The sequence below is a fragment of the Amycolatopsis sp. NPDC003861 genome (assembly GCF_053605405.1).
This window is the reverse complement of sequence record NZ_JBSGJD010000088.1, coordinates 1-21,562: the sequence shown is the minus strand read 5'-3', so window position 1 is coordinate 21,562 and position 21,562 is coordinate 1. Positions and strand designations below refer to the sequence as shown.

19 protein-coding genes and 1 pseudogene are annotated in these 21,562 nt (G+C 70.9%); 6 read left to right on the top strand and 14 right to left on the bottom strand.

The genetic code is table 11. From position 1 onward, the window contains the following. Positions 1–42 precede the first annotated feature (42 nt). The 5 genes from ACWEVN_RS22335 to ACWEVN_RS22315 form a co-directional block, all read right to left on the bottom strand. The gene (locus ACWEVN_RS22335; protein WP_452052547.1) at positions 43–1,521 is read right to left on the bottom strand and encodes a non-reducing end alpha-L-arabinofuranosidase family hydrolase; all 1,479 of its coding nucleotides are present in this window, start codon (positions 1,519–1,521) and stop codon (positions 43–45) included. Between the two features lie 93 nt (positions 1,522–1,614). Continuing rightward, complete coding sequence (locus ACWEVN_RS22330) at positions 1,615–2,559, bottom strand: pentapeptide repeat-containing protein (RefSeq protein WP_452052546.1); 945 nt, start codon at positions 2,557–2,559, stop codon at positions 1,615–1,617. 9 nt (positions 2,560–2,568) lie between these two features. Beyond that, positions 2,569–2,724 carry a hypothetical protein gene (locus ACWEVN_RS22325; protein ID WP_452052545.1) on the bottom strand — a complete coding sequence of 52 codons (156 nt, stop codon included), beginning with the start codon at positions 2,722–2,724 and terminating at the stop codon, positions 2,569–2,571. Further along, entirely contained in the window at positions 2,721–3,467 is a 747-nt protein-coding gene (locus tag ACWEVN_RS22320; protein WP_452052544.1) for a phosphatase PAP2 family protein, read from the bottom strand. The genes ACWEVN_RS22325 and ACWEVN_RS22320 overlap by 4 nt, the downstream gene beginning before the upstream one ends. Further along, positions 3,464–4,129, bottom strand: coding sequence for a dienelactone hydrolase family protein (locus tag ACWEVN_RS22315; protein ID WP_452052558.1), 666 nt, complete (start codon positions 4,127–4,129; stop codon positions 3,464–3,466). Before ACWEVN_RS22315 ends, ACWEVN_RS22320 begins: the two co-directional genes overlap by 4 nt. Before the next feature lie 77 nt (positions 4,130–4,206). Between ACWEVN_RS22315 and ACWEVN_RS22310 the strand changes: the two genes are divergently transcribed. Beyond that, the gene (locus ACWEVN_RS22310; protein ID WP_452052543.1) at positions 4,207–5,559 is read left to right on the top strand and encodes a TrpB-like pyridoxal phosphate-dependent enzyme; all 1,353 of its coding nucleotides are present in this window, start codon (positions 4,207–4,209) and stop codon (positions 5,557–5,559) included. On the opposite strand, the gene ACWEVN_RS22305 is transcribed toward ACWEVN_RS22310, so the two are convergent. Then, positions 5,556–6,830, bottom strand: coding sequence for a diguanylate cyclase (locus tag ACWEVN_RS22305; protein WP_449686472.1), 1,275 nt, complete (start codon positions 6,828–6,830; stop codon positions 5,556–5,558). The genes ACWEVN_RS22310 and ACWEVN_RS22305 overlap by 4 nt on opposite strands. 209 nt (positions 6,831–7,039) lie before the next feature. Here ACWEVN_RS22305 and ACWEVN_RS22300 point away from each other — a divergent pair, with 209 nt between their 5' ends. Then, on the top strand, positions 7,040–7,318 hold the full coding sequence (locus ACWEVN_RS22300) for a hypothetical protein (protein WP_452052542.1): 279 nt from the start codon (positions 7,040–7,042) through the stop codon (positions 7,316–7,318). A gap of 196 nt (positions 7,319–7,514) precedes the next feature. On the opposite strand, the gene ACWEVN_RS22295 is transcribed toward ACWEVN_RS22300, so the two are convergent. The 3 genes from ACWEVN_RS22295 to araD all read right to left on the bottom strand — a co-directional run bounded on the left by ACWEVN_RS22295 (position 7,515) and on the right by araD (position 12,383). Further along, positions 7,515–8,705: an MFS transporter gene (locus ACWEVN_RS22295; RefSeq protein WP_452052541.1), complete on the bottom strand. Its 1,191-nt coding sequence runs from the start codon at positions 8,703–8,705 to the stop codon at positions 7,515–7,517. A gap of 51 nt (positions 8,706–8,756) precedes the next feature. Beyond that, positions 8,757–10,541, bottom strand: coding sequence for a VanW family protein (locus ACWEVN_RS22290; protein WP_452052540.1), 1,785 nt, complete (start codon positions 10,539–10,541; stop codon positions 8,757–8,759). A 129-nt stretch (positions 10,542–10,670) separates the two neighbouring features. After that, positions 10,671–12,383, bottom strand: a complete 1,713-nt coding sequence (gene araD / locus ACWEVN_RS22285) for an L-arabinonate dehydratase (RefSeq protein ID WP_452052539.1) — start codon at positions 12,381–12,383, stop codon at positions 10,671–10,673. A gap of 75 nt (positions 12,384–12,458) precedes the next feature. On the opposite strand from araD, the gene ACWEVN_RS22280 reads away from it, so the two are divergent. The 3 genes from ACWEVN_RS22280 to ACWEVN_RS22270 are packed head-to-tail and all read left to right on the top strand — an operon-like array spanning position 12,459 to position 14,608. Beyond that, on the top strand, positions 12,459–13,112 hold the full coding sequence (locus tag ACWEVN_RS22280) for a GntR family transcriptional regulator (RefSeq protein WP_449686477.1): 654 nt from the start codon (positions 12,459–12,461) through the stop codon (positions 13,110–13,112). Continuing rightward, entirely contained in the window at positions 13,109–13,612 is a 504-nt protein-coding gene (locus ACWEVN_RS22275; RefSeq protein WP_449686478.1) for a metallophosphoesterase family protein, read from the top strand. The genes ACWEVN_RS22280 and ACWEVN_RS22275 overlap by 4 nt, the downstream gene beginning before the upstream one ends. 9 nt (positions 13,613–13,621) lie before the next feature. Next, positions 13,622–14,608 (top strand): PHP domain-containing protein, encoded by a 987-nt coding sequence (locus ACWEVN_RS22270; RefSeq protein ID WP_449686479.1) that lies wholly within the window; start codon positions 13,622–13,624, stop codon positions 14,606–14,608. Between the two features lie 51 nt (positions 14,609–14,659). Here ACWEVN_RS22270 and ACWEVN_RS22265 read toward each other — a convergent pair whose 3' ends face one another. Next, positions 14,660–15,496 (bottom strand): chitosanase, encoded by an 837-nt coding sequence (locus ACWEVN_RS22265; RefSeq protein ID WP_449686480.1) that lies wholly within the window; start codon positions 15,494–15,496, stop codon positions 14,660–14,662. Between the two features lie 174 nt (positions 15,497–15,670). Further along, on the bottom strand, positions 15,671–16,261 hold the full coding sequence (locus tag ACWEVN_RS22260) for a TetR/AcrR family transcriptional regulator (protein ID WP_449675811.1): 591 nt from the start codon (positions 16,259–16,261) through the stop codon (positions 15,671–15,673). A gap of 66 nt (positions 16,262–16,327) precedes the next feature. Between ACWEVN_RS22260 and ACWEVN_RS22255 the strand changes: the two genes are divergently transcribed. Continuing rightward, entirely contained in the window at positions 16,328–17,806 is a 1,479-nt protein-coding gene (locus ACWEVN_RS22255; RefSeq protein ID WP_452052538.1) for a flavin-containing monooxygenase, read from the top strand. On the opposite strand, the gene ACWEVN_RS22250 is transcribed toward ACWEVN_RS22255, so the two are convergent. The 3 genes and pseudogenes from ACWEVN_RS22250 to ACWEVN_RS22240 form a co-directional block, all read right to left on the bottom strand. Beyond that, complete coding sequence (locus ACWEVN_RS22250) at positions 17,779–18,687, bottom strand: hypothetical protein (RefSeq protein WP_310971276.1); 909 nt, start codon at positions 18,685–18,687, stop codon at positions 17,779–17,781. The genes ACWEVN_RS22255 and ACWEVN_RS22250 overlap by 28 nt on opposite strands. After that, a complete protein-coding gene (locus ACWEVN_RS22245; RefSeq protein WP_452052537.1) occupies positions 18,597–20,840 on the bottom strand; it encodes a M4 family metallopeptidase in 2,244 nt (747 codons plus the stop codon). Before ACWEVN_RS22245 ends, ACWEVN_RS22250 begins: the two co-directional genes overlap by 91 nt. A gap of 150 nt (positions 20,841–20,990) precedes the next feature. Further along, a pseudogene (locus ACWEVN_RS22240) lies at positions 20,991–21,562 on the bottom strand (hypothetical protein); the annotation flags it as partial.

The following is a 21,562-nucleotide window of genomic DNA, read 5'->3' as shown; positions in this document are numbered from 1 at the left end:
CGCAGAGGCAGGCGCGCCGCCGTTTCGCGCGCCGAGCCGGCGTCAGCGCTGGAGGGTCAGCACGGCGGGCCGCCAGGGCAGGTGGTTGTAGTCGGTGCCGTCGGACGCGGGGTTGCGGCCCTGATACAGCAGTTGCAGGTGGCAGGGGTCGACCGTCTTGGTCTGGTCCGGGTTGGTGCGGATCAGGTCGCCGTGGCTGATGTCGTTGGTCCACGTCGCGCCGCTGTTGGCCTTGCCCGCGAACGGGTTGCTCTCGGTCGCGGCCTGCGGGGTCCACGTGCCGCCCAGGCTGGTGGCGGTGAACGAGCGGAAGAAGCGGCCGCCCGCGCCCATCGCCTCGACGAGCATCAGGTATTGGTTCTGGCCCTGGACCTTGTAGACCTCGACGGCTTCGAAGAGGTTGGCCGTGGTGTCGCTCATGATCGTCGTGTAGTTCGAGCCGAAGCTGCCCGGGAAGTTGCCGATCGGCATGCTCGCCCGGTAGATCTTGCCGTTGTCACCGGCGAAGAACAGGTACATGTTCGTGCCGTCGCCGATGAGGGTCTGGTCGAGGGGCGCGCCGCCGGGGATGGTGCCGGTGAACAGCTCCTGCGGGGCGGACCAGCCGTTCGCGTTGGTGGGGTCGCTCGACGTCCGGTAGCTGAAGGTGGTCGGGCCCCACTGGTAGGCGAGCACCCAGATGTTCCTGGGGGCGAAGTAGAACAGCGTCGGGGCGACCGTGCCGATGGTCATTCCGGTCTGGCCGGCCGAGGCCATGTCGGACCAGTTCGTGAAGGGGCTGAACGCCATCGAGCCGTACGACCCGGACGTGTCGGTCGTCGACCCGTAGACGACGTGCTTGCCGTTGTAGACCACGCTGCTGAAGTCCTTGAGCGCGAGCCAGCCCGCCTTCGGTTCGGCCAGCGGGCCCGTCGAGGACCAGCGGTAGGACGCCGGGAGGGCGCACGAGGCGGTGTCGCCGAGCTTGACGAGCTGCCACTGCTGGTTGGCGCCCTTCCAGTCGCCGTACTGGACGACGGCGGCGCCGTCCGCGGTCGACGCGCCGGTCACCTCCACGGCCTTGCCGCTGTTGCGGTTGAGCAGGCGGAGGTAGCCGCCGTCGGAGTCGGCGAGGCTGAACTGCTGGTTGGTGCCGTTGAGGTCGGTCCACTGCTGGACCTTCGCGCCGTCCGCGGTCGACCGGTTGCCGATGTCGAGGACCTTGCCGGAGTTCTTCGACTTCAGCCGGTAGAAGCCGTTGCCGGAGTCCACGAACTGCCACTGCTGGTTGGCGCCGTCGTGGCGGGACCACTGGTGGATCGCCGCGCCGTCGGCGGTGGACGCCCCGGGAACGTCCAGCACCTTGCCGCTGTTGCGGTTGACCAGCACGTACCACGCACTCGTGTCGACGGTGGCCGCCGACGCCGCGCCGGGGTGGAGCACGACCGCCGCGGTGGCCGCGAGCACGGTGGTGAGCACGGCGATCAGCGCGCGCGTCCTCCGGCTGCGCCGGACGCGAACCGCTCGGTGGGATGAACTCATCGGTTCTCCTTCGCGGATCTGTTAGCGCTAACAATCAGCCCGGAAAAATGTAGAACTTTTCTCGTGTGCCGTCAACTTTCGATTTCGTCGAATTCATCGGACAACGCCGGGAAGCAGTAGTCCGGGCGGCGGGCTGTCCCACGGGTCGAACACGGGTGGCGCGGTGTAGTCGTCGGTGCTGACCTGGGAAAGGTCGACTTCGCCGCCGGTGAACCGGGCCCCGCGGAAACTTACTTCACCACCGGTGAACGCGGCGCCGTCGAACTGGACGCGGCCGCCGCTGAACTCCGCGTTTTCGAAAGTCACCCGGGCGTCGCCGTCGAACGTGGCGCCACCGAACCAGACTTCGCCGCCGCTGACGTGCATTCCGTCGAACGACGTCCAGCCGCCGGGAAACCGGGCCAGGCTGAGCAGCAACCGGCCGCCGGTCACCCGGATGTCCGCGAAATCGGCGGAGCGGAGCACGGCCCGCAGGAGGTTGAACTCGTGACCGTGCCAGCCGACCGGCGCTCCCGGGCGCAGGTGATCGCTGATCACGCTGGTGATCGAAAGGCGCACCTCGGATTCTTCGTCGTGGTACCACGGCGAATCGATCGCGGGCTCGTACGGGATGCGCAGGTACGCGCACAGCACGTCGATGCACACCTGGCGCTGCTCGAGCCATTCGTCGGCCAGGCTGGCCATGGCGTAGATCCCGGCGAGCCGGACGGTCGGCTTCTCGTGGCCGATCTGCGCGCACGCACTGGCGAAGCGGTCATTGAGCACCTTGACGCGCTCACGAGCCTCGGCGATCTCCCCGATCCGCTGCTTGCGGTAGGCGACGACCAGCGCCACCACCCCGCCGACCCCGGCCACCACCGACAAGGCGATCTTGACGACGTTCAGCCGCGTGTCCGCACTCGGCGCGGCGGGCAACCCCAGCGCCAGCCACAGGAGCCCGGCCGCGACGGCGAACACGCCGAGCCCGATGCAGACCACCGCGACGAGGTGCCGTTTGATGGACCACAGTCCGGTGGTCGGTGCGTTCGTCGAAGCCACGGCGAAATCCTAGAGCGCGTCCGGAGCCGGCGTGGGTGTTTCCGGGCGGCGGGGCAGGGTCAGCGTGAACACCGCGCCGCCGTCGTTGTGCGCGGTCAGGTCGCCGCCGTGGAGCAGCGCCGTGGCGGGCGGCCTCACCGGCGCCTGGCACCGGACCACGGTCACGGTTCCCGCGGATCCCGTTGCCACCGAACGGAAGTTCTGCTGAGACGCTCCCACAGCTTCGCGGCCAGAACGGCGACGGTCAGCAGCGCGACGCTGCCGGCGACGTCCAGGACGTAGTGGTTCCCGGTGGCGAAGACGTCCGCCACCATGAGCGCCGGGAACAGCCACGCCAGCAGCGCCAGCCGGGGATGCGTGGCCCGCAGGACGGTCCACACGGCATACGCGCACCACAGCGACCAGCCGACGTGCATGCTCGGCATCGCCGTGTGGTGGGTGGGCCTCGTCCAGCTCTCCACGGCCAGGAAGTCGTACCTGGCCACGATGTCGACCGCCCCCGGCAGGGCGAACCGCGGCGGCGACATCGGCACCGCCCAGTAGACCGGCAGCACGAGGGCCATCATCGCGACCATCGTCCGGCGGACGTGGCGGTAGCTGCCGGCGTGCCGGACGAACACCCACAGCAGCACACCGGCGACCACCAGGTAGTACAGCCGGTACAGGTACACCGCCAGGTGTGCGAGGACCGGCTGCCCGGCCAGCCAAGCGTTCACGCTCAGTTCGATGTCGAGGTGCGCCGAGTGTTCGAGGGCCTGCAGGGCCCGCGCATTGGCTTCGGCGGCCGCGAAATCCTTGCCCACAGCGGCGTCGAGACGCGCGAAGAGCAGGAACCACAGCACCAGGAAGGTCAGCTCGACGAGCACTCCGGGGCGCTCACCGGTGCCCCGGACGAGCGTCGCCTTCACGCCGGGAGGGTCCGCCGCAGGAATTCCGTGGTCAGCTCCCAGGCCCGGGCCGCCGCTTCGGGGTGGTGGAACATCGGCGCCACGTTGTTGTGGAAGGCGTGCCCGGCGTCCTCCTGCACGTGGATTTCCGCCCCCGGGTGCGCGGCGACGGCCGCCTCCACCACGGCCACATCGGACCGCGGGATGTACGGGTCCTGCCCGCCGAAGTGGAACTGGATCGGGCACTCGACCCGGGACAGCCCGTCGATCTGGGCCGCGACCGTGGAGCCGTAGAAGGAGACCGCCACGTCCGGATCACCCTCGACCGCCGCCGCGAACGCCAGCGAGCCGCCCAGGCAGAAGCCCAGGACGCCGACGCCGCCGGCCACCGACGGCAGCGAACGCAGGTGGGCGACCGTGGCCAGGACGTCCGCCACCGCGAGCGCGGGGTCGAGTGTGCTCGCGACCTTCATCGACGCCGCGACCCCGGCTTCGTCGTGCGTCGAGGACCAGCCCGGCGCCGTCCGCCAGAACAGTTCCGGGACGGCCACCACGTATCCCATCCCGGCCAGGTCGGCCGCGACCGAGCGCAGGTAGTCGTCGAGGCCGAAGATCTCCTGGACCAGCACCAAGCCGGGTCCGCGGCCGGACGGGGGGTGCCAGATCGGGAGGTCGGCGAGCATCGGGTTCGTCACCCGATCACCGTACTGGTTCCGGGGCCGGGAGCGTCCTAAGTTGGGGTGCCGACCAAGGAGGCGTGATGGCTGAACAGACCAAATACGTCCTGGACGAAGCCGATCTCCCGACCCAGTGGTACAACGTCATCCCCGACCTGCCCGAGCCGCCGCCACCGCCGCTGCACCCCGGCACGCGCGAGCCCGTCGGCCCGGACGACCTCGCGCCGCTGTTCCCGCAGGCGCTCATCGCCCAGGAAGTGACGACGGATCGCTATGTCGACATCCCGGAGGAGGTCCGGGAGGTCTACCGGCTCTGGCGCCCGTCGCCGCTGTTCCGGGCGCGCCGGCTGGAGAAGGCGCTGGGCACGCCCGCGCGGATCTACTACAAGTACGAGGGGGTCAGCCCGGTCGGGTCGCACAAGCCGAACACCGCGGTGCCGCAGGCGTTCTACAACGCGGCCGAAGGCGTCACGCGGCTGACCACCGAGACCGGCGCCGGCCAATGGGGGAGCGCGCTCGCCTTCGCGTGCGCGCAGTACGGGCTGGAGTGCGAGGTCTGGCAGGTCCGCGCGTCCTACGACCAGAAGCCCTACCGCAAGCTGATGATGGAGACGTTCGGCGCGACCGTCCACCCGAGCCCGTCCGAGCTGACCGAGTCCGGCCGCGCGATCCTCAAGCAGCACCCGGATTCCACGGGCAGTCTCGGGATCGCGATCAGCGAAGCCGTCGAGCAGGCGGCGCAGGACCCGGACGCGCGGTACGCGCTGGGCAGCGTGCTCAACCACGTGCTGCTGCACCAGACGGTGATCGGCGAGGAGGCCCTCAAACAGTTCGAGCTGGCCGGCGACACCCCGGACGTCCTGGTCGGTTGCACCGGCGGCGGGTCCAACTTCGGCGGGCTCGCTTTCCCGTTCCTGCGCGAGAAACTGGCGGGCCGGATGAACCCGGTGATCCGCGCGGTCGAGCCGGCCGCGTGCCCCTCGCTGACGCGCGGGAAGTACGCCTACGACTTCGGCGACACGGCCGGGCTCACGCCGTTGCTCAAGATGCACACGCTCGGCCACGAGTTCATCCCGGACCCGATCCACGCGGGCGGGCTGAGGTACCACGGGATGTCCCCGCTGATCTCGCACATCTACGAGCTCGGCCTGATCGAGGCGATCGCCATCGGTCAGCAGGAGTGCTTCGCGGCGGGGGTCCGGTTCGCCCGGTCGGAAGGCATCATCCCGGCACCGGAGCCGACGCACGCGCTGGCGGCGTGCATCCAGGAAGCATTGCGGTGTAAGGAAAGCGGTGAGGAGAAGGTGATCCTCACGGCGTTGTGCGGTCACGCTCATCTGGATCTGCCGGCGTATGGCGCGTACCTCGCCGGGAACATGGTGGACGACGAGCTGTCCGATGCGGTCCTCGAGGAATCCCTGGCGGCGCTGCCTTAGAGGGCGTCCGGGATCTCCGGGCGGGTGAGCTCGGTGCGGGCGGTCGCCAGGACCACGCGGTCGCGGCCGCCCGCCTTCGCTTCGAACACCGCGTCGTCGGCAGCCTGGAGGAGGATCGTGTACTCCGTGGCCGTTTCCGGGTACACCGCCGCGCCGATCGAGGCCGTCAGACCGCTGATCACCTCGGGCTTGCCCGGGCGGATCACCGGGACCGGCACCTCGATCCGGGCGATCGCCCGGCGGATGCGGTCCGCGACCGACGCGATCTCGGCGCTGGTCGTGCCCGGCAGGAGGACCACGAACTCGTCGCCGCCGAAGCGGCCCACGTAGTCGCCGCCGCGGACCGAGCCCTGGATCGCCGCCGCCACCGAGCGCAGGACCTCGTCGCCCGCCAGGTGGCCGTTGTCGTCGTCGATGGCCTTGAAGTGGTCGATGTCGATCATCAGCACGCCGGCCGTCGAGGACAGCTCCGCCGCGCGGGCGAGCTCGTTGCGGGCCAGCTGCACCCAGAACTCCGGCGCGAGCAGCGCCGTCTTGGAGTCGGTGCGCGCGGCCGCCTGGAACTGGGGGAGCAGCAGGCCGATGTGCAGCGCCACCGGCGTCACCATGAGCACCGGAAGCAGCCACGGCCGGACCGTCATCACCAGCGCGATCCCGCAGCCGACCCCCACCGCGGCCAGCACGATCAGCACGTCGGACGGGTTGCCGAACGCCTGCCGCGGCGGCTTGCCCGGATTGCTCATCAGGATGGCCAGGATCACGAGCACGTAGTTCAGGCCGAAGTAGACGATCCCGGACGTCAGCAGCGCGAGCATCCCGCCGAAGCCGTCCAGGTAGGGGACGTAGGGCGCCACGTGCCCGGTGCCGGCCCACAGCACCGCCCCCGCGGCGGCGCAAGCGAGGATCACGGTCGCGCCGGAGAACACTTTCCGGTGAATCACCCCGCGCCGTTTGTAGACCCGGACCCAGGAATGGGCATAACTCACGACGATGACCAAGGTGGCCAACGGCGGCGGCAGCAGGAGCAGCCCGGCGAAGATCCAGATCGACTGCAGGTGCATGTGCGGCCGGCCGTCGGCGGCCAGCTCCCGGATGCGCTCGATGCGTTGCGCCGCTTCGAGGTGCACGACCTCACCGGCGAGGATCAGTCCACACCAGAGCAACGATTGGGTGGTGATCGGCACCAGCGCGGCCGTCGAGACGACCGCGATCAGCGCCAGGGCGTCGACGATGAGGACGTAGCCGAACACCGGAGTGGCCAGCTTCCACATCGCCCACGTTCGGAAACCTGATCGTGGACGTTCTGAGCTGGGCTTTCGCCCTGGGGACCCGGACAATCCCACGAAACGCCCTTCTGCTCAGGATGAAACTCTTCGCAGAATTCGTCACTGTAATCGAATGAACGCGGTGTGTCACTAGGCTGGTCGGGCTACCGCCCGGTCACTCACCGTGCAAGATCCCTCACGGAACTGGAGAAATCATGTCGCACTTCCTGCCCAACGCCAACATCGTCCCGTCCCGCCGCCGCGCGCTGCGGCCGACCGACTGGACCCGGCAGCTCCCCACCGACTGGACCCGCGCGATCCCCACCGACTGGACCCCGCGCCGGCTCCCGACCGACTGGACCGCCCGCGAACTCCCCACCGACTGGACGGTCCGCGAGCTCCCGACGGATTGGACGCGGCCCGGCGTCTCGCCAGCCGAGTGCCCCACCGACTGGACCCCGCGCAGCATCCCCACGGACTGGACCCAGGCCTGACCCGTGCCCGGTGGCCGGCCTCCGGGCCGGTCACCGGGGATCCGGTTGGGCGCCGCTCGGTCGGGTCGCGTCGGATGCCGCCGGTGCGCCTGGCCGGTTTTGCCTGACCTGGTCTTACCGCGGGGGTCCTGAGGGGCCGCTCGGTCGGGCCGCGCCGACTGCCGCCACCGCGCCCGATCGCGCCTGCCAACCCCCGTCACCGGCAATCCGCCCTTCGCCACAGCCGGGCGGCACTCAGCGCCGCCAGCACCCCCACCGCGCCCGCCCCCGCCACCACCCCGTGCGGGGCCCAGCGCTCGGCCGCCAGCCCCGCCAGAACCACACCGAGCCCCTGGGACACCCGCAACGCCGTCAACGCGAACCCGAACGCCTGGGCTCGCTGCCCCTCCGGTGTGAGCTGTACGAACGTCGTGTTCGCGATCAAGTTGTACGAACTGGCCACTCCGCACAGCGTGAACAGCGCCAACGTGGCCAACAGGTCCGGCCGCATGGCGCACCCCGCCAACGCCGCGCACGCCAGGACCGCGAGCGGTCCCAGCAGCGGGCCCCGTTGCGACTGGGGGATGCGGGACAGCGCCGCCATCCCCAGCACGTTCCCCAGCGCGAACGCCCCCAGCAGCAAGCCGACCACCACCGCGCCGCCGCCGAGTTCGGCGGCGTACGGGGCCGCGATCGCCTCGCCCGCTATGTAGGTCCCCGACACGCAGCCCAGCGCCACCAGGGCGAGGCGGCGGCGGTCGCCCGCCACCACCGTCCAGCCCGTGCGGATGTGGCGCCACCAGCGCACGCCCGTCGAGCCCGGGGGTCTCGGGGCCACGCCGGCGACCAGGAACAGGGCCGACACCGCGAAGGTCGCCGCGTCCGTCAGCAGGGCGCCGCTTGTGCCCAGGCCCGCCACGAGGAGCCCGCCGAGGGCGAAGCCGGCGACCTGGCCCGCCTGGACCAGCATCATCAGCAGGCCCATCCCGGGCACGAACGTCTCGCCCGGCAGCACCTGCGGCAGCAGCGTCGCCCGCGCGGAGCTCCAGACCGGGTTGAACAGCTGGACGCCGACCAGCAGCGTCGCCACCGCCGGGAGCGGGAGGCCCGGTACCGCCATCGCGGCCACCGCGAGCGCCCGCAGGATGTCCGCCAGGACCATCACCGTGCGCGGTGGGTAGCGGTCGGCGAGCCCGGACAGCAGCGGCCCGCCGATCAGGTCCGGCAGGAACGTCAGCGCGTACGTCAGCGCCGCCCAGCCCGGCGAGTTCGTCCGGTCGTACACCAGGATCGACAGCGCGACCCGGGCCAGCTGGTCACCGGTGACCGAGACCAGCTGGGCCGAGAACAGCGCCCGGAACTCGGTCACGGCGAGGACGTCCCGGAACCCGACCGCGCGCCCGCTCATGGGCACTCAGGGTACCGCCGCGAACGCCCAGCGTGAACGTCCGTTAGGAGGTCACTGCCCCTCGCCGCAGACGATTTTCGGTTGCGGGTTGTAGTGGACGGTCCGGGTCGAGCGGCTGACCTCGCGGCCGGTGGCGGCGTCCTTGAGCACGCGGGTGTTGCTGGTGGTGAACCCCTGCGCGCCGTTCGACGCGTGGCAGTTCTCGGCCGGCCCCGGCTTGGTCGGTGGGTCGCTCTGGTTGGTCTGGGTGCCCTCGATCGACTCGACGGTGTAGCGCTTGGTGCCCCACAGCTTCACGGTGATCGACGACGGCGTCCAGATCGTCTGGATCGCGATGCCGGTCGGCGCGTCGTTGGTGAACTTGAGGTCGATGACGCTGGAACCGTTGGGGTTCTGGAACACCGTCGCCTCGCGCGCGGCGGGGTAGCGGCTGATGTAGTAGCTGTGCTCCTTGTGCCCCGCGTCCTTCAGGCCCGCGAAGTAGGACGCGTTGTACAGCGTGGTCGCGAACTGCGAAATGCCGCCGCCGACCTCGCGGCCGGGGGCGCCGTCCTTGATCACGCCCGCCTCGACGTACCCCTGGGCCGTGCCGCGCGGGCCGGTGAACCCGTTGAGGCTGAAGGTTTCCCCGGGCTTGACGATCGCGCCGTTCACCTTCTGGGCGACGGTCCGGATGTTCACCCCGGAGTCGGCCGCGAACTTCTGGGTGGTGAACTCGCCGACGACCTCCTTGATGCCGAGCTGGTTCGCCTGCTCGGTGGTCACCTTCGCCGGGCTGTCCTTGTAGACGGCGGCCACCTCGCGGCCGTCGGTCTTCTTCAGGACGTCGGGCAGCGGCTTGAGGCTGGGGTCCCAGTCGACCGTCCGGCCGTCGGTGGAGGGGTCCACCGCGGGCTTGCCGCCCTCGAAGACGACGGTCGCGTCCTTGCCCTCCTTCTCGGTGGACTTCAGCTGCGGCCCGGCGGCTTCGGCGATCTTCGCGTTGTCGATCTTCGGCGTCAGCCCGCCGCCCTCGGCGGGCTCGAAGCCGATCGCCGCGGCGATCGCCTCCGGCTTCACGGTCGCGTTCTTGCCTTCGCCCTTGACCACCAGCGGGCCGGAGACGGCGGGCCGCGCGAACCCGTCGAGCGCCGCCTGGACGCCTTCGGGCGTGGTGCGCACCGGCGTGCTGGTCACCGGCAGCGCCAGGGTCTCCCCGCTCGCCCACTTCTCGACGACGGCGGCGGTCGCGGCCGGGACGTCGAGCTTCTGCCCGGCCTTCGGCGGGACGGCGACCGGTGCGGCACCCTCGAACTTCACGGTGCCCTCGACCGGGTCGCGGTCGACCTGACCGCGCAGCGCCTCCAGCGCGGCGGTGAGCTTCGCCTGGTCGGAGTGGCTCACCACGCCGACCTCGCGGCTGGAGAACAGCGACGCCAACCGCGTGAAGGGGTTCAGCGGCTGCTCACCGGCCTGGTCGAGGGTCTGCGGCCAGTCGAGCTTCAGCCCGGCGAGCGTCGGCGACAGCGTGCCCTGGTACTCGCCCGCGGTGACGGCGAGCGGGCGCGTCAGCCGCGGCTCGATCTTCCCGCGCAGTTCCTGTTCGGCCGCTTCCCGGCCCATGCCGCCGACGTCGACGCCGGCCACGGTCACCCCGCGCGGGACGCTGCCCTGGCTGATCAGGATGTCGATCCCGTAGATCGCGACCAGCACGCCGAAGACGCCGCCCGCGATCAGGCCGGCCTTGCGAAACGAGCGCTTCGCGGGGGCGGGGCCCGGTGCCGGCTCGGGCCGGACGACGGGCAGGACGTCGGTCTGCTCGCCGTGCGAGTCGGGCCAGTGCGGTTCGTGCGGCAACTCTCCACCCCTTCGACGCGGCACCGGGTTGCGACGGTGACGGGATCAGCGTACGGGGCACCCGGACAAGCCGTACGACTCGCCCTTATGGGGGATGAATCGGTCACGGATCAGTGAACTCGGCCGACTTCACCGCGCGTCCGGCTCGGGATTGTGTCCCGCCCGGGCGAGGAAATCGAAGTCGCAGCCTTCGTCGGCCTGCGTGATGTGTGCGGAGTAGAGCGCGCCGTAACCGCGTTCGAACCGCGGCGCCGGGGCGGTCCATTCCGCACGCCGCCGCTCGAGTTCCGCATCGGACACCTCGAGCCGCAGCGTCCGCGAAGGAACGTCCAAGGTGATCAGGTCGCCGTCGCGGACCAGGGCGAGCGGGCCGCCGACGTGCGATTCGGGCGCCACGTGCAGCACGCAGGCGCCGTAGCTCGTCCCGCTCATCCGCGCGTCGGAGATCCGGACCATGTCGCGGACGCCCTGTTCGAGCAGGTGGGCGGGGATCGGCAACATCCCGTACTCGGGCATGCCGGGGCCGCCGAGCGGGCCGGAACCGCGCAGCACCAGCACCGAGTCCGCGGTGATCGCCGGGTCGTCGATCCGCTTCTTGAGGTCGGGGTGGTTCTCGAAGACGACGGCCGGGCCGGTGTGCGTCAGCAGGTGCTTCTCGGCCGCGATGTGCTTGATGACCGCGCCCGACGGCGCCAGGTTCCCGTGCAGCACCGCGACCCCGCCCTCGGCGGCGACCGGGTTGTCCCGTGTCCGGATGACGTCGTCGTTGTGGACGCGCGCGCTCGCGAGGTTCTCGCCGAGCGTCCGGCCGGTGACGGTGAGGCGGTCCGGGTGCAGCAGATCGGTGAGCCGCGACAGCAGCCCGGGCAGGCCGCCGGCGTAGTAGAAGTCCTCCATCAGCCAGTCGCCGCCGGGCCGGATGTTCGCCAGCACGGGCACGCGCCGGGCGATCGCGTCGAAGTCGGCGAGGCTGACCGGGATGCCGCTGCGGCCGGCCATCGCGATCAGGTGGATCACGGCGTTGGTCGAGCCGCCGAGGGCGAGCACGGTGGTGATCGCGTCGGCGTAGGCCCGCTTGTCCAGCACCTGCGTGACGGTCAGGTCTTCCCACACCATGCCGACGATCCGGGCGCCGCTGGCCGCGGCCATCCGGTGGTGCGCCGAGTCGACGGCGGGGATCGACGCCGCGCCCGGCAGCGTCACGCCGAGCACCTCGGCGGCCGAGGTCATGGTGGACGCCGTCCCCATCGTCATGCAGTGGCCCGGCGAGCGGGCCAGCCCGCGCTCCAGTTCGGACATTTCGGCGTCGCCGATGAGGCCGGCGCGCTTGTCGTCCCAGTACTTCCACATGTCGGTGCCGCTGCCGAGGACCTCGTTGCGCCAGTGCCCGCGCAGCATCGGCCCGGCCGGGACGAAGATGGCCGGCAGCCCGGCGCTGGCCGCGCCCATCAGCAGCGCCGGCGTGGTCTTGTCGCAGCCGCCCATCAGGACGGCCCCGTCGATCGGGTAGGACCGGAGGATCTCCTCGGTTTCCATCGCCAGGAGGTTGCGGTAGAGCATGGGGGTCGGCTTCTGGTAGGTCTCCGACAGCGTGGCGACCGGGAACTCCAGCGGGAAGCCGCCGGCCTGCCAGACACCGCGCTTGACCTGCTCGGCGCGTTCGCGCAGGTGCAGGTGGCACGGGTTGATGTCCGACCAGGTGTTGAGGATGCCGATGACCGGTTTGCCGAGGTGCTCTTCCGGGTTGTAGCCGAGCTGGCGGCTGCGGGCGCGGTGGCTGAAGTTGCGCAGTTCGTCGCCGCCGAACCACCGGTGGCTGCGGAGTTCCTCGGGTTTCTTCATGCGATCCAGTATGGCATCTGATATACGATCGAGGCGCCTGGTTGAATTGGGGTTCACAGATCGAGGGAGCGCGCCATGACCGGGACGTTCAGCCTGCCCGCCTCCCGGACCGAAGTGGTCCTGGAGGAGATCCGCCGCGGCATCCTGACCCGGGAACTCGTCCCCGGGCAGCCGCTCGTCGAAGCGGAGCTGGCCGCGCGGCTCGGCGTGTCGAAGACCCCGGTGCGCGAGGCGCTCAAGGTGCTGTCCAACTCCGGGCTGGTGACGTTCAGCCCGTACAAGGGCGCGTCGGTGATCACGGTCGACGCCGAGCTCGCGAAGTCCGTCTACGACGTGCGGATGGTGCTCGAGCCCGAGGCCGTCCGGCGGACCGTCGAGCGGCACGACCCCGAGCTGCTGGAAGACGCGGCCGAGGCGCTGAAGGAGGCGTCGGCGGCCATCGCGGACAAGGACCAGGCCGCGCTGAGCCTGCTGAACCGCCGCTTCCACCGTGCCCTCTACTCGGGCTGCGGCAACCCGCTGCTGGTCAGCATCCTGGACGACCTCAAGGACCGCGCGGCGCTGATCAGCGTCGTCGGCTGGGAGGCCAACCCGAGCTGGAAGAAGGAGTGGACCGAGCACAAGGCGGTCCTCGCGGCGGCGAAGAAGGGCGACGCCGAGGGCGCGGCCGCGCTCCTGCGCGACCACATCGGCGGGTTCCTGGATCGGGTGCTGAAGGCCATCGGATGAAGCTGCTGCTGATCTCGGACACCCACCTGCCGGCCCGGGCGCGCGAGCTGCCGCCGCAGGTGTGGGCCGAGGTCGCGGCCGCCGACGTCGTCGTGCACGCGGGCGACTGGGTCGAGGTCGCCCTGCTCGACGAGCTGGCGGCGCGCAGCAAGCGGCTGATCGGCGTGTACGGCAACAACGACGGCCCGGCGCTGCGGGCCCGCCTGCCGGAGATCGCGCGGGCGGAGCTGGCCGGCGTCCGCCTGGCGGTGATCCACGAGACGGGCGCGAAGCAGGGCCGTGAGCAGCGGTGCGACGCGCAGTTCCCGGACACCGACGTGCTGGTCTTCGGCCACAGCCACATCCCGTGGGACACCGTGACGCCGTCCGGGCTGCGCCTGCTCAACCCGGGTTCGCCGACCGATCGGCGTCGCCAGCCGTACTGCACGTACCAGACCGCCGTGGTGCGCGAGGGTGCCTTGACGGACGTCGAGCTGCACCAACTGCCCCGGAGGGGGTAAACAGGTCCCATGGATCCGGCATGGGCGTTGCGGGAGATCGCGTTCCAGCTCGAACGCGCGGGTGAGCCGACCTACCGCGTCCGCGCGTTCCGCAACGCGGCGGCGACGGTCGACAAAACCGGCGCCGAGAAGCTGGCTCAGATGGTGGAGAACGGCACGCTGACGTCGCTGCCGGGGATCGGCAAGGCCACGGCGGGGGTGATCGAGGACGCGCTGGCCGGCCGTGATCCGGCGTACCGGGGGAAGATCGTCGAAAAGGAACTGCCGGGCGGAGAGCCCCTGCGGTCGGCGTTGCGCGGCGACTGCCACACCCATTCCGACTGGTCGGACGGCGGCAGTTCGATCGGCGAGATGGCGGTGGCGGGCCGCGACCTCGGCCACGAGTACATGGTGCTGACGGATCATTCGCCGCGCCTGAAGGTGGCGAACGGGCTGTCCCCGGACCGGCTGCGGACGCAGATGCAGATCGTCGCGAAGGCCAACGAGCTGATGGCCCCGTTCCGCCTGCTGCACGGGATCGAGGTCGACATCCTCGACGACGGCTCGCTGGACCAGGAAGAGGAACTGCTGGGGCAGCTGGACTTCGTGGTGGCGAGCGTCCATTCGAAACTGCGCATGCCGGCGAGGGACATGACGCGCCGCATGGTGGCGGCGGTCCGCAACCCGCACGTCCGGGTGCTGGGGCACTGCACCGGCCGGCTGGTGGTGGGCCGCGGACGCCCGGAGTCGGAGTTCGACGCGGAGAAGGTGTTCACGGCGTGCCGCGAGAACGGGGTCGCGGTGGAGATCAACTCCCGGCCGGAGCGGCTGGACCCGCCGATGCGGCTGCTGCGCCTGGCGGCGGAGCTCGGCTGCGAGTTCACGATCGACAGCGACGCCCACGCGCCGGGGCAGCTGGATTGGCTGGGGTACGGGTGCGAGCGCGCGATCGAGGCGGGGATCGGGCCGGAGCGCATCCTGAACACCCGCACGGCGGAAGAGCTTCTGGCCCGCTAGCCCGGCTTGCCTCGAGCGCTTCCGGTGCGCCCGAGGCAAGCCGGACCCGGCTCAGTTGATCGTGTACGAGTCGCCGTACACCTTCCACTTCAGGGGCGTGTGCAGGTCGAAGTTGCCCTCGTTGAGGAACTTCAGCTGCTCGGTGTCCACCCGGGACGTGTCCGCGTGCGCCTCTTCCTGCTTCATGATCACCTTGCGGGCGTCGAAGAACGCCTTGAGGTACGTCGTTTCGTTGCCGCCCTGGGCCGGGGTCTTCGCCTTCTTCATCGCGGCCTTGCGAATGCCACCGAAGCTGTCCGAACTGTCGCCGGGGCCGTGCATCACGATTGCGTCGTAGTACGCGAACTGGCCCAGGTTGCTCAAGCCGTCCGCCTTGCCCTGGTTCACCGACGGGTTGAAGTAGACGCGGTCGCGCTCGTTGTTCTGGGCCGTCTGGAACGCCGTGGTCGCCGCGGCCTGCTTCCAGGCGCTCTCGAACGCCGACCCCAGGCCCGCGTGGGAGTCCGTTCCGTTCACCTTGCGCAGCGCCGGAAGGTACTTGGCGAGCGGGTTGTTCGGCACCGAATTCGTGTACGCCTCGACGAGCTCCAGCATGTCGCCGGTGCCGGAGCAGAAGCCGATGATGCCCGCGGTGTAACCACGGCCGTCGCCGATGTCTTCGATGTACTTGTACTGCGCCTTCCAGTCCAGCGACGAGTTTTCCGCGCTGGAGACCAGCTTCATCGCGATCTCCTTCTTCGCCGGCGCCGAAAGGTCGCCGGCGGCGAGCACGGACGCGCTCACCGGCGCCGGAGCGGCCGAGGAGAACGCGGGCGTGGTGATCACGAGGGCCGCGACGGACGCGGCGCCGAGCGTGCCGATGAGGACCGGCCGCAACTTCTTGCTCATGGGGAGGGAACCCTTTCCGCGGGGTGCGCCGTCGGATCACGGCGGGTACGGGTGATGCGGGTGGAGCTGCGGCGTAGCGACACGGTAGCGAAGAGTCAGCGAGCTCCACAAGAGGTGGAATCCGTTCATGTTCGTGAACGGTCCAGACCACCGCAAAGGGTCCGCAAAGGACGGTCAGCGCGCCCCGGCGAACAGGCGGATGACGTCCGGCAGCACGGACACCGGGATCGTCGGGTCGATCGCCCGCTGGACGCCGAGGCCGATGCCCAGGCTGAGCAACGCCGTCGCCGCGTCGTCGGCCGACATCGGGAGCGTGATCCCGAACCGCTCGGCGTACCCGGTGAGCAGGCCGGCGATGGTGTCGCGGATGGCCTTGTCGCGCGCGGCCAGCTCGGCGCGCACGTGCGGGTCGCGCCGCGCGTTCGTCGCGAACTCGACTTCCAGGGCGGTCCAGGCCTCGTCTCCGATGCTGCGCTCGGCCCACGTCTGGAACGCCGCGAGCAGCCCTTCGACGCCTTCGGCGCCGGCCAGCGCCTCGGCGACCAGGGCGACCTGCTCGTCGTGGATCCGGTCGAGCACCGTCAGGCAGAGCTCGTCCTTGCTGCGGAAGTTCGAGTACACCGCGCCCTTCGAGTACCCGGCCTCGTCGGCGACCTTCTCCAGCGACGTCACCGAGTAGCCGTCGCGCAGGAAGAGCAGCTTGGCGGTCTCGATCAGCTGCTCGCGAGTGCGCGCCTGGCTTTCCGCGCGGGTGAGTCGGGCCATGCCGCAACTCTAGCCAACCTCGGAATCGGGGTACCGATGGTTTTCGGATACTGTTAGTCTCCGAAAATGGAACAACGCCACTTCGCGGTCCTCGTCGTCGGTGCCGGGGCGTCGGGGCTGGGTGCGGCCATCCGCCTCGCCCAGGCCGGCGTCGGCGACCTGGCCGTGCTGGAGAAGGCGGACGCGCTCGGCGGGACCTGGCGCGACAACACCTACCCCGGCTGCGCCTGCGACGTCCCGTCCGCGCTGTACTCGTACTCCTTCGCGCCCAATCCCGAGTGGACGCGCGCCTTCGCCGGCCAGGCGGAAATCCGCGCCTACTTGCAGGACACGGCCGCGCGCTTCGGCGTCACCGGGAAGATCCGCTACGGCGTCGAGGTGACGCGCGCCCAGTGGAACGCCCGGGAGTCCCGTTGGGAACTGGAGACGTCGAAGGGGCGCTACACCGCCCGGATCCTGGTCGCCGGCACCGGCCCCTGGCACGAACCGCTGATCCCGGACCTGCCCGGGCTGGCCGGGTTCCCCGGCGAGGTCTTCCACTCGGCGCGCTGGAACCACGGCTACGACCTGACCGGCAAGCGGGTCGCGGTGATCGGCACCGGCGCGTCGGCGGTCCAGTTCGTGCCGCAGATCGTGCCCCGGGTGGGCCGGCTGCACCTGTTCCAGCGCACGGCGCAGTGGGTGCTCCCGAAGCCGGACCACGCGGTCCCGGGCGTCGAACGGTTCCTGCTGCGGCGGTTCCCGGCCCTGCAGCGGGCCCTGCGCGGCGTCGAATACGGCCTGATGGAGACGCTCGGGTTCGGTTTCCGGCACCCGTGGCTGCTGCGGCAGGTGCAGAAGATCGGGCTCGCCCACCTGCGGCTCGCCGTGCGGGATCCGGCGCTGCGCCGGGCGTTGACGCCGGACTACACACTCGGCTGCAAGCGCCTGCTGATGTCGAACACGTACTACCGGGCGCTGACGCAGTCCACTGTGGACGTCCATCCGACGGCGGTGCGCTCGGTTTCCGGCAGCACGATCGTCGGCGCGGACGGCTCGACGGCGGAGGTCGACGCGATCATCTTCGGCACCGGCTTCCACATCCTCGACATGCCGATCTCGGCACGGGTGTTCGACGCCGACGGCCGCAGCCTCGACGACCACTGGAAGGGCAGCCCGCAGGCGTACGCGGGGACGTCCGTGGCCGGGTTCCCCAACCTGTACCTGCTGTTGGGCCCGAGCCTCGGCACCGGGCACTCATCGGCGTTCACGATCGTCGAGGCCCAGCTGCGGCACACGGTCGCGGCGGTCACCCGGACACTGCGTGCGGAGGGGACGTCGCTCTCGGTCCGCCCGGAGGCGCAGGCGGCGTTCAACGCGCAGGTCCAGGCGGCGTTACCCGGCACGGTGTACCAGTCCGGCGGCTGTTCGAGCTACTACACGGATGTGAACGGCCGCAACAGTTTCAGCTGGCCGTTCTCCACCGGGCGGCTGCGGGCGCAGGTCGGCGGATTCCGGGAAGCCGACTACGAGCTCGGTCAGTCCCACTCCCAGCACATCCCGTAGACGCCCGGCTGCGCGTCCAGCACCGCGATGTGGCTGGTCCCGCTCGGGCCGACCGGCAGTTCCGGCCCGGAAGCCGCCTCCCCGGCGTAGCGGTAGCACCGGACCGGCACCGCCGCCGGGTCGAAGCACGCCTGCAGGACGAGCTGACGGGCCGGGGCCCGCACGCCGAACTGCAGGTAGTTCGTCTCCGGTGGCTCCCCGTCGTAGGCGAACTCGAAGTCGAACACGTACGTCTCGCCCGCCCGCAGCGGGTAGTCGAAGCGCAGTTCGCACGCCACCAGTTCGGACGCCGCGTCCCGGCGGACGCGGCCCGGGCGGCAGCAGTGCGCCGAGCGCAGCACCGGCCGCCGGCCGCCGCCGGTCTGCGGCCGGAAGAACGACACCCAGCGGTCGACGCCGTCCGCGCGGCTGGTCACCACCAGCTCCGTGCGCACCGACCGCTCGGTGCGGTCCGCACCCAGCGTCGCCCGCTGGTGCACCGACACGAGCGCGAGCCGGGCGTTGCCGTCGAGGTCGATGCCGTCGCAGGCCGCCAGGTCGGTCGGCGCGGAGCCGAGCGCGCTGGCCAGGCTGACCCCACCGGGCCACGGCTGCGCACGGCGCTCCCGCGGCCGCGTCACCAGGCTGGTCAGCGCGTCCGCGGGCAGGCCGAGGCAGCTTTCGGCGACGGTCACCGCGTGCAGCGAACGCCGGCCCTCCGGGTGACGGCGACCCCGGCGCCAGTAGCTGAGCGTGGCCAGGCTGACCTGGGCGCCGCGGATCGCCATCCGCCGCTGCAGCGCCTCCAGGCTCAGGCCGCGCTGCCGGATCGCCTGGTCGAAGGCCGCGGCGAACGGTCCTTCCCGGACCGTCGCGGCGACCTCCGCGGGAATCGCCTCCATCCGGGTAAGCATGAGTACCGGATGCCCGCGGCGCAACGAGGGCCTGCCACCAAAGTAGGTGGCAGGCCCCGCGGGGTCAGCTCAGGGTGACCCCGGTGTCGTCCACGGCGAACGACGTCTGCAGCGACTGGTCCTCGGTCCCGGCGAACTTCAGCGTGACCGTCTGGCCCGCGTACGAAGACAGGTCGAGCGTCTTCTGGACGTACGCCGAGTTGCGGTCGAGGTTCGAGTACGTCGCCAGCGTCGCCGAGCCCGCGGACACGACGAGCTTGTCGTAGACGACGTTCTCGGTCTCGGCCGTCCACACGCGCAGCCAGAACGTCAGGCTGCGCCTTGCAGCCGGCCGGGATGGTGACGGACTGCGTGAGCGTGTCCGTGTGCGCCGAGCCCCGGCCCCCGAGCCAGGAGTCGTAGCTGCCCGAGCGCGCCGGCGCCTGGCCGCCCCACTGGCCGATGGTCGTGTCCGGGTCCGTCCAGGACGCCTTGCCGGACTCGAAGCCCGGGTTCTGCACCAGCTGCCCGCTGCACCCGCCCGGAGGAGTGGTGGTGGTCGGGGTCGTCGACGTGGTCGGCGGGGTGCCGGTGCACGTCGGGTCACCGGACTGCGCCGGGACGCTCACCGCGTTCCAGGCCGCCTTGACCGCGTCGAACTCGGCGCAGCTGTTCGGGTACAGGTTCTTCGCGGCCTGCAGCGTCCACGTCCGGTAACGCAGGTAGTTGCTGCCGGACGTCTTCAGCTGCACCGCGCCGTGCATGATGTTGATCGCCTTGCGGATGCCGATGCCGGCCACCGTACTGCCGTTGCACGTCGAGCTCGTCGGCTGCCCGTTGGCCGGGTTGCTGCCCTCGGCGAGCAGGTAGAACCAGTGGTCGCCGGGGCCGGCCGCCTTGTGCACCTCCGCGTTCGGCGTCGAGCTGGAGTAGCAGCTCGGGTCGCCGACCTTCGACGGGTCGTACATGTACCGGATCGCGCCGGTGCCGACCAGGTTGACCTCCTCGCCGATCGCGTAGTCCGGCGGGTCGTACTGGGACGGCTCGTTCGCGTAGAACTCCGTCGCGGTGCCGAAGGTGTCGGCGATGAACTCCTGGGTGCCGCCGCCGGAGAAGCCGCCGGACCCGGAGTAGTCGTCGATGCCGTGGCCCATCTCGTGGCCGAGGATGTCCAGCGAGCCGACCCACTCACCGCTCGGGTTGTGGCCGAGGTTCACGTACGCCGGCCGGGAGTTGTAGTAGTACGCGTTCTCGTCGTCGAGGCCGACGCGGATCTTCCAGGCGCCGCCGTTGCCGGTGAAGCCGTTGCGGCCCACCCATTCCGACAGCATCTTCTTCTCGGTCTGCGCGACGAACAGCGCGTCCGCGCAACCGGTCTCGATGTTCGTGCCGCTGCCGTTACCCCAGCTGTCGTCCGGGCCGGTGAGGACCGCGTCGCTGCTGTAGTTGCGGCAGTCCAGGTTCGGCGTGTTCGGGTCCGCCATCGAGTACGTGCTGCCGGACTTCGTCGTGTTCAACGGCAGTGACGGGCCGTTCCACTTGCCGGTGCCGGTGCCCGCGGCGAGGTGCTGGACCGTCCGCAGGACGCGCCCGTCCACGGCGTCGACGTAGACGCTCAGGCTGCTCGGCTCGCCGTGCTCGTCGGTGCCTTCGACGTTGCTTTCGTAGGCGAGCCGCCCGGTGCCCTCGGCGACCACGACGAGCTTCCCGCCCGGCAGGCTCTTCGGCCCGCGGACCTGCTTGCGCGCCACGGCTTCGGCCTGCGCGGCGGTGAGTTTCGCGCCGTGCACGTCGAGGTCGCCGAGGGCCTGCTGCTGCGCGACGGAGGTGGTCTTCACCGTGCCGGCGGCGTCGGTGGCGATGACCAGGTCGCCGCCGATCACGGGCAGGCCGTCGTAGGTGCGGTCGTAGACGACGTACGACAGCCCGGCCGCCGACCGGACGTCCCGCTGGACGAACTCGTCGTGCTTCCCGGCGTGCAGTGCGGCGGGGCGGGCGGCGACCAGGCCGGCGGCGGCACCGGTGGCGTTGGCCTGGGCCTGCGCGGCGGACGGCGGGGGCACGGGGGCGGGCTGCGCGGGCGCGGCGACGGCGATGCCGACCACCACCATGCCCGCCGCCGTCGCGCCGCCGAGCGCGGCGAACCGTTGGGGCAATCTCATGACGCTCCTTGGAAAACGCGAAGGGGAAAGGGGAGAACCCGATCGACGCTAACCGCGGCCTCGGAGCGGCAGAAGTGCCATCACAACAGCGGAATTTCACGCTCCCGCACTGTGAAAGCGTGAAAAGCCTCGTGAGTGGTAAGGCGGGTTCTAACCCGCTTTACCACTCACGAGGGTGGTGAAGCCGATGCCCGCCTTGGTGAGCCGGTCCACCAGCGCCCCGCCCATCGCGGTCGCCGTGGTCACCTGGCCCGCGGTCTCCGGGAGGTCGTCGGTCGCCAGGCACAGGGCCGACTCCGCCAGCATCTTCGCCGTCTCGTCGTAGCCCGGGTCGCCGCCCGACACCTCCGTCACCACCCGCGAACCGCCGCCCTCGCCGAAGAACCGGACCGAGAACCACGACCGCGCGCGCCGCTCGGGGCTCGGGCCGTTGCCCGGGGCCAGCAGCCGGGACAGCGCCCGGCGGGCCGGCGGGAGCTGCGCCGCGGCGAGCAGGGCGCCCGCCCCGGCCACGCCGCCCGCCAGCACCGGCAGGTGCTTGACCGCGGCGAAGTGCCGGTACGTGAAGTCCGGCCCGTAGCGCTCGGACGCGGCCGCCGAGCGCCGGACGACTTCGGCGTCGATCGTCGGCAGCGGGACCCAGAAGTTCCGCAACATCGCGACCGACGACCGCGTCGCCCTCGTGGTCGACGACGTCCCTTCGACGAACCCGTGGCGGGTCC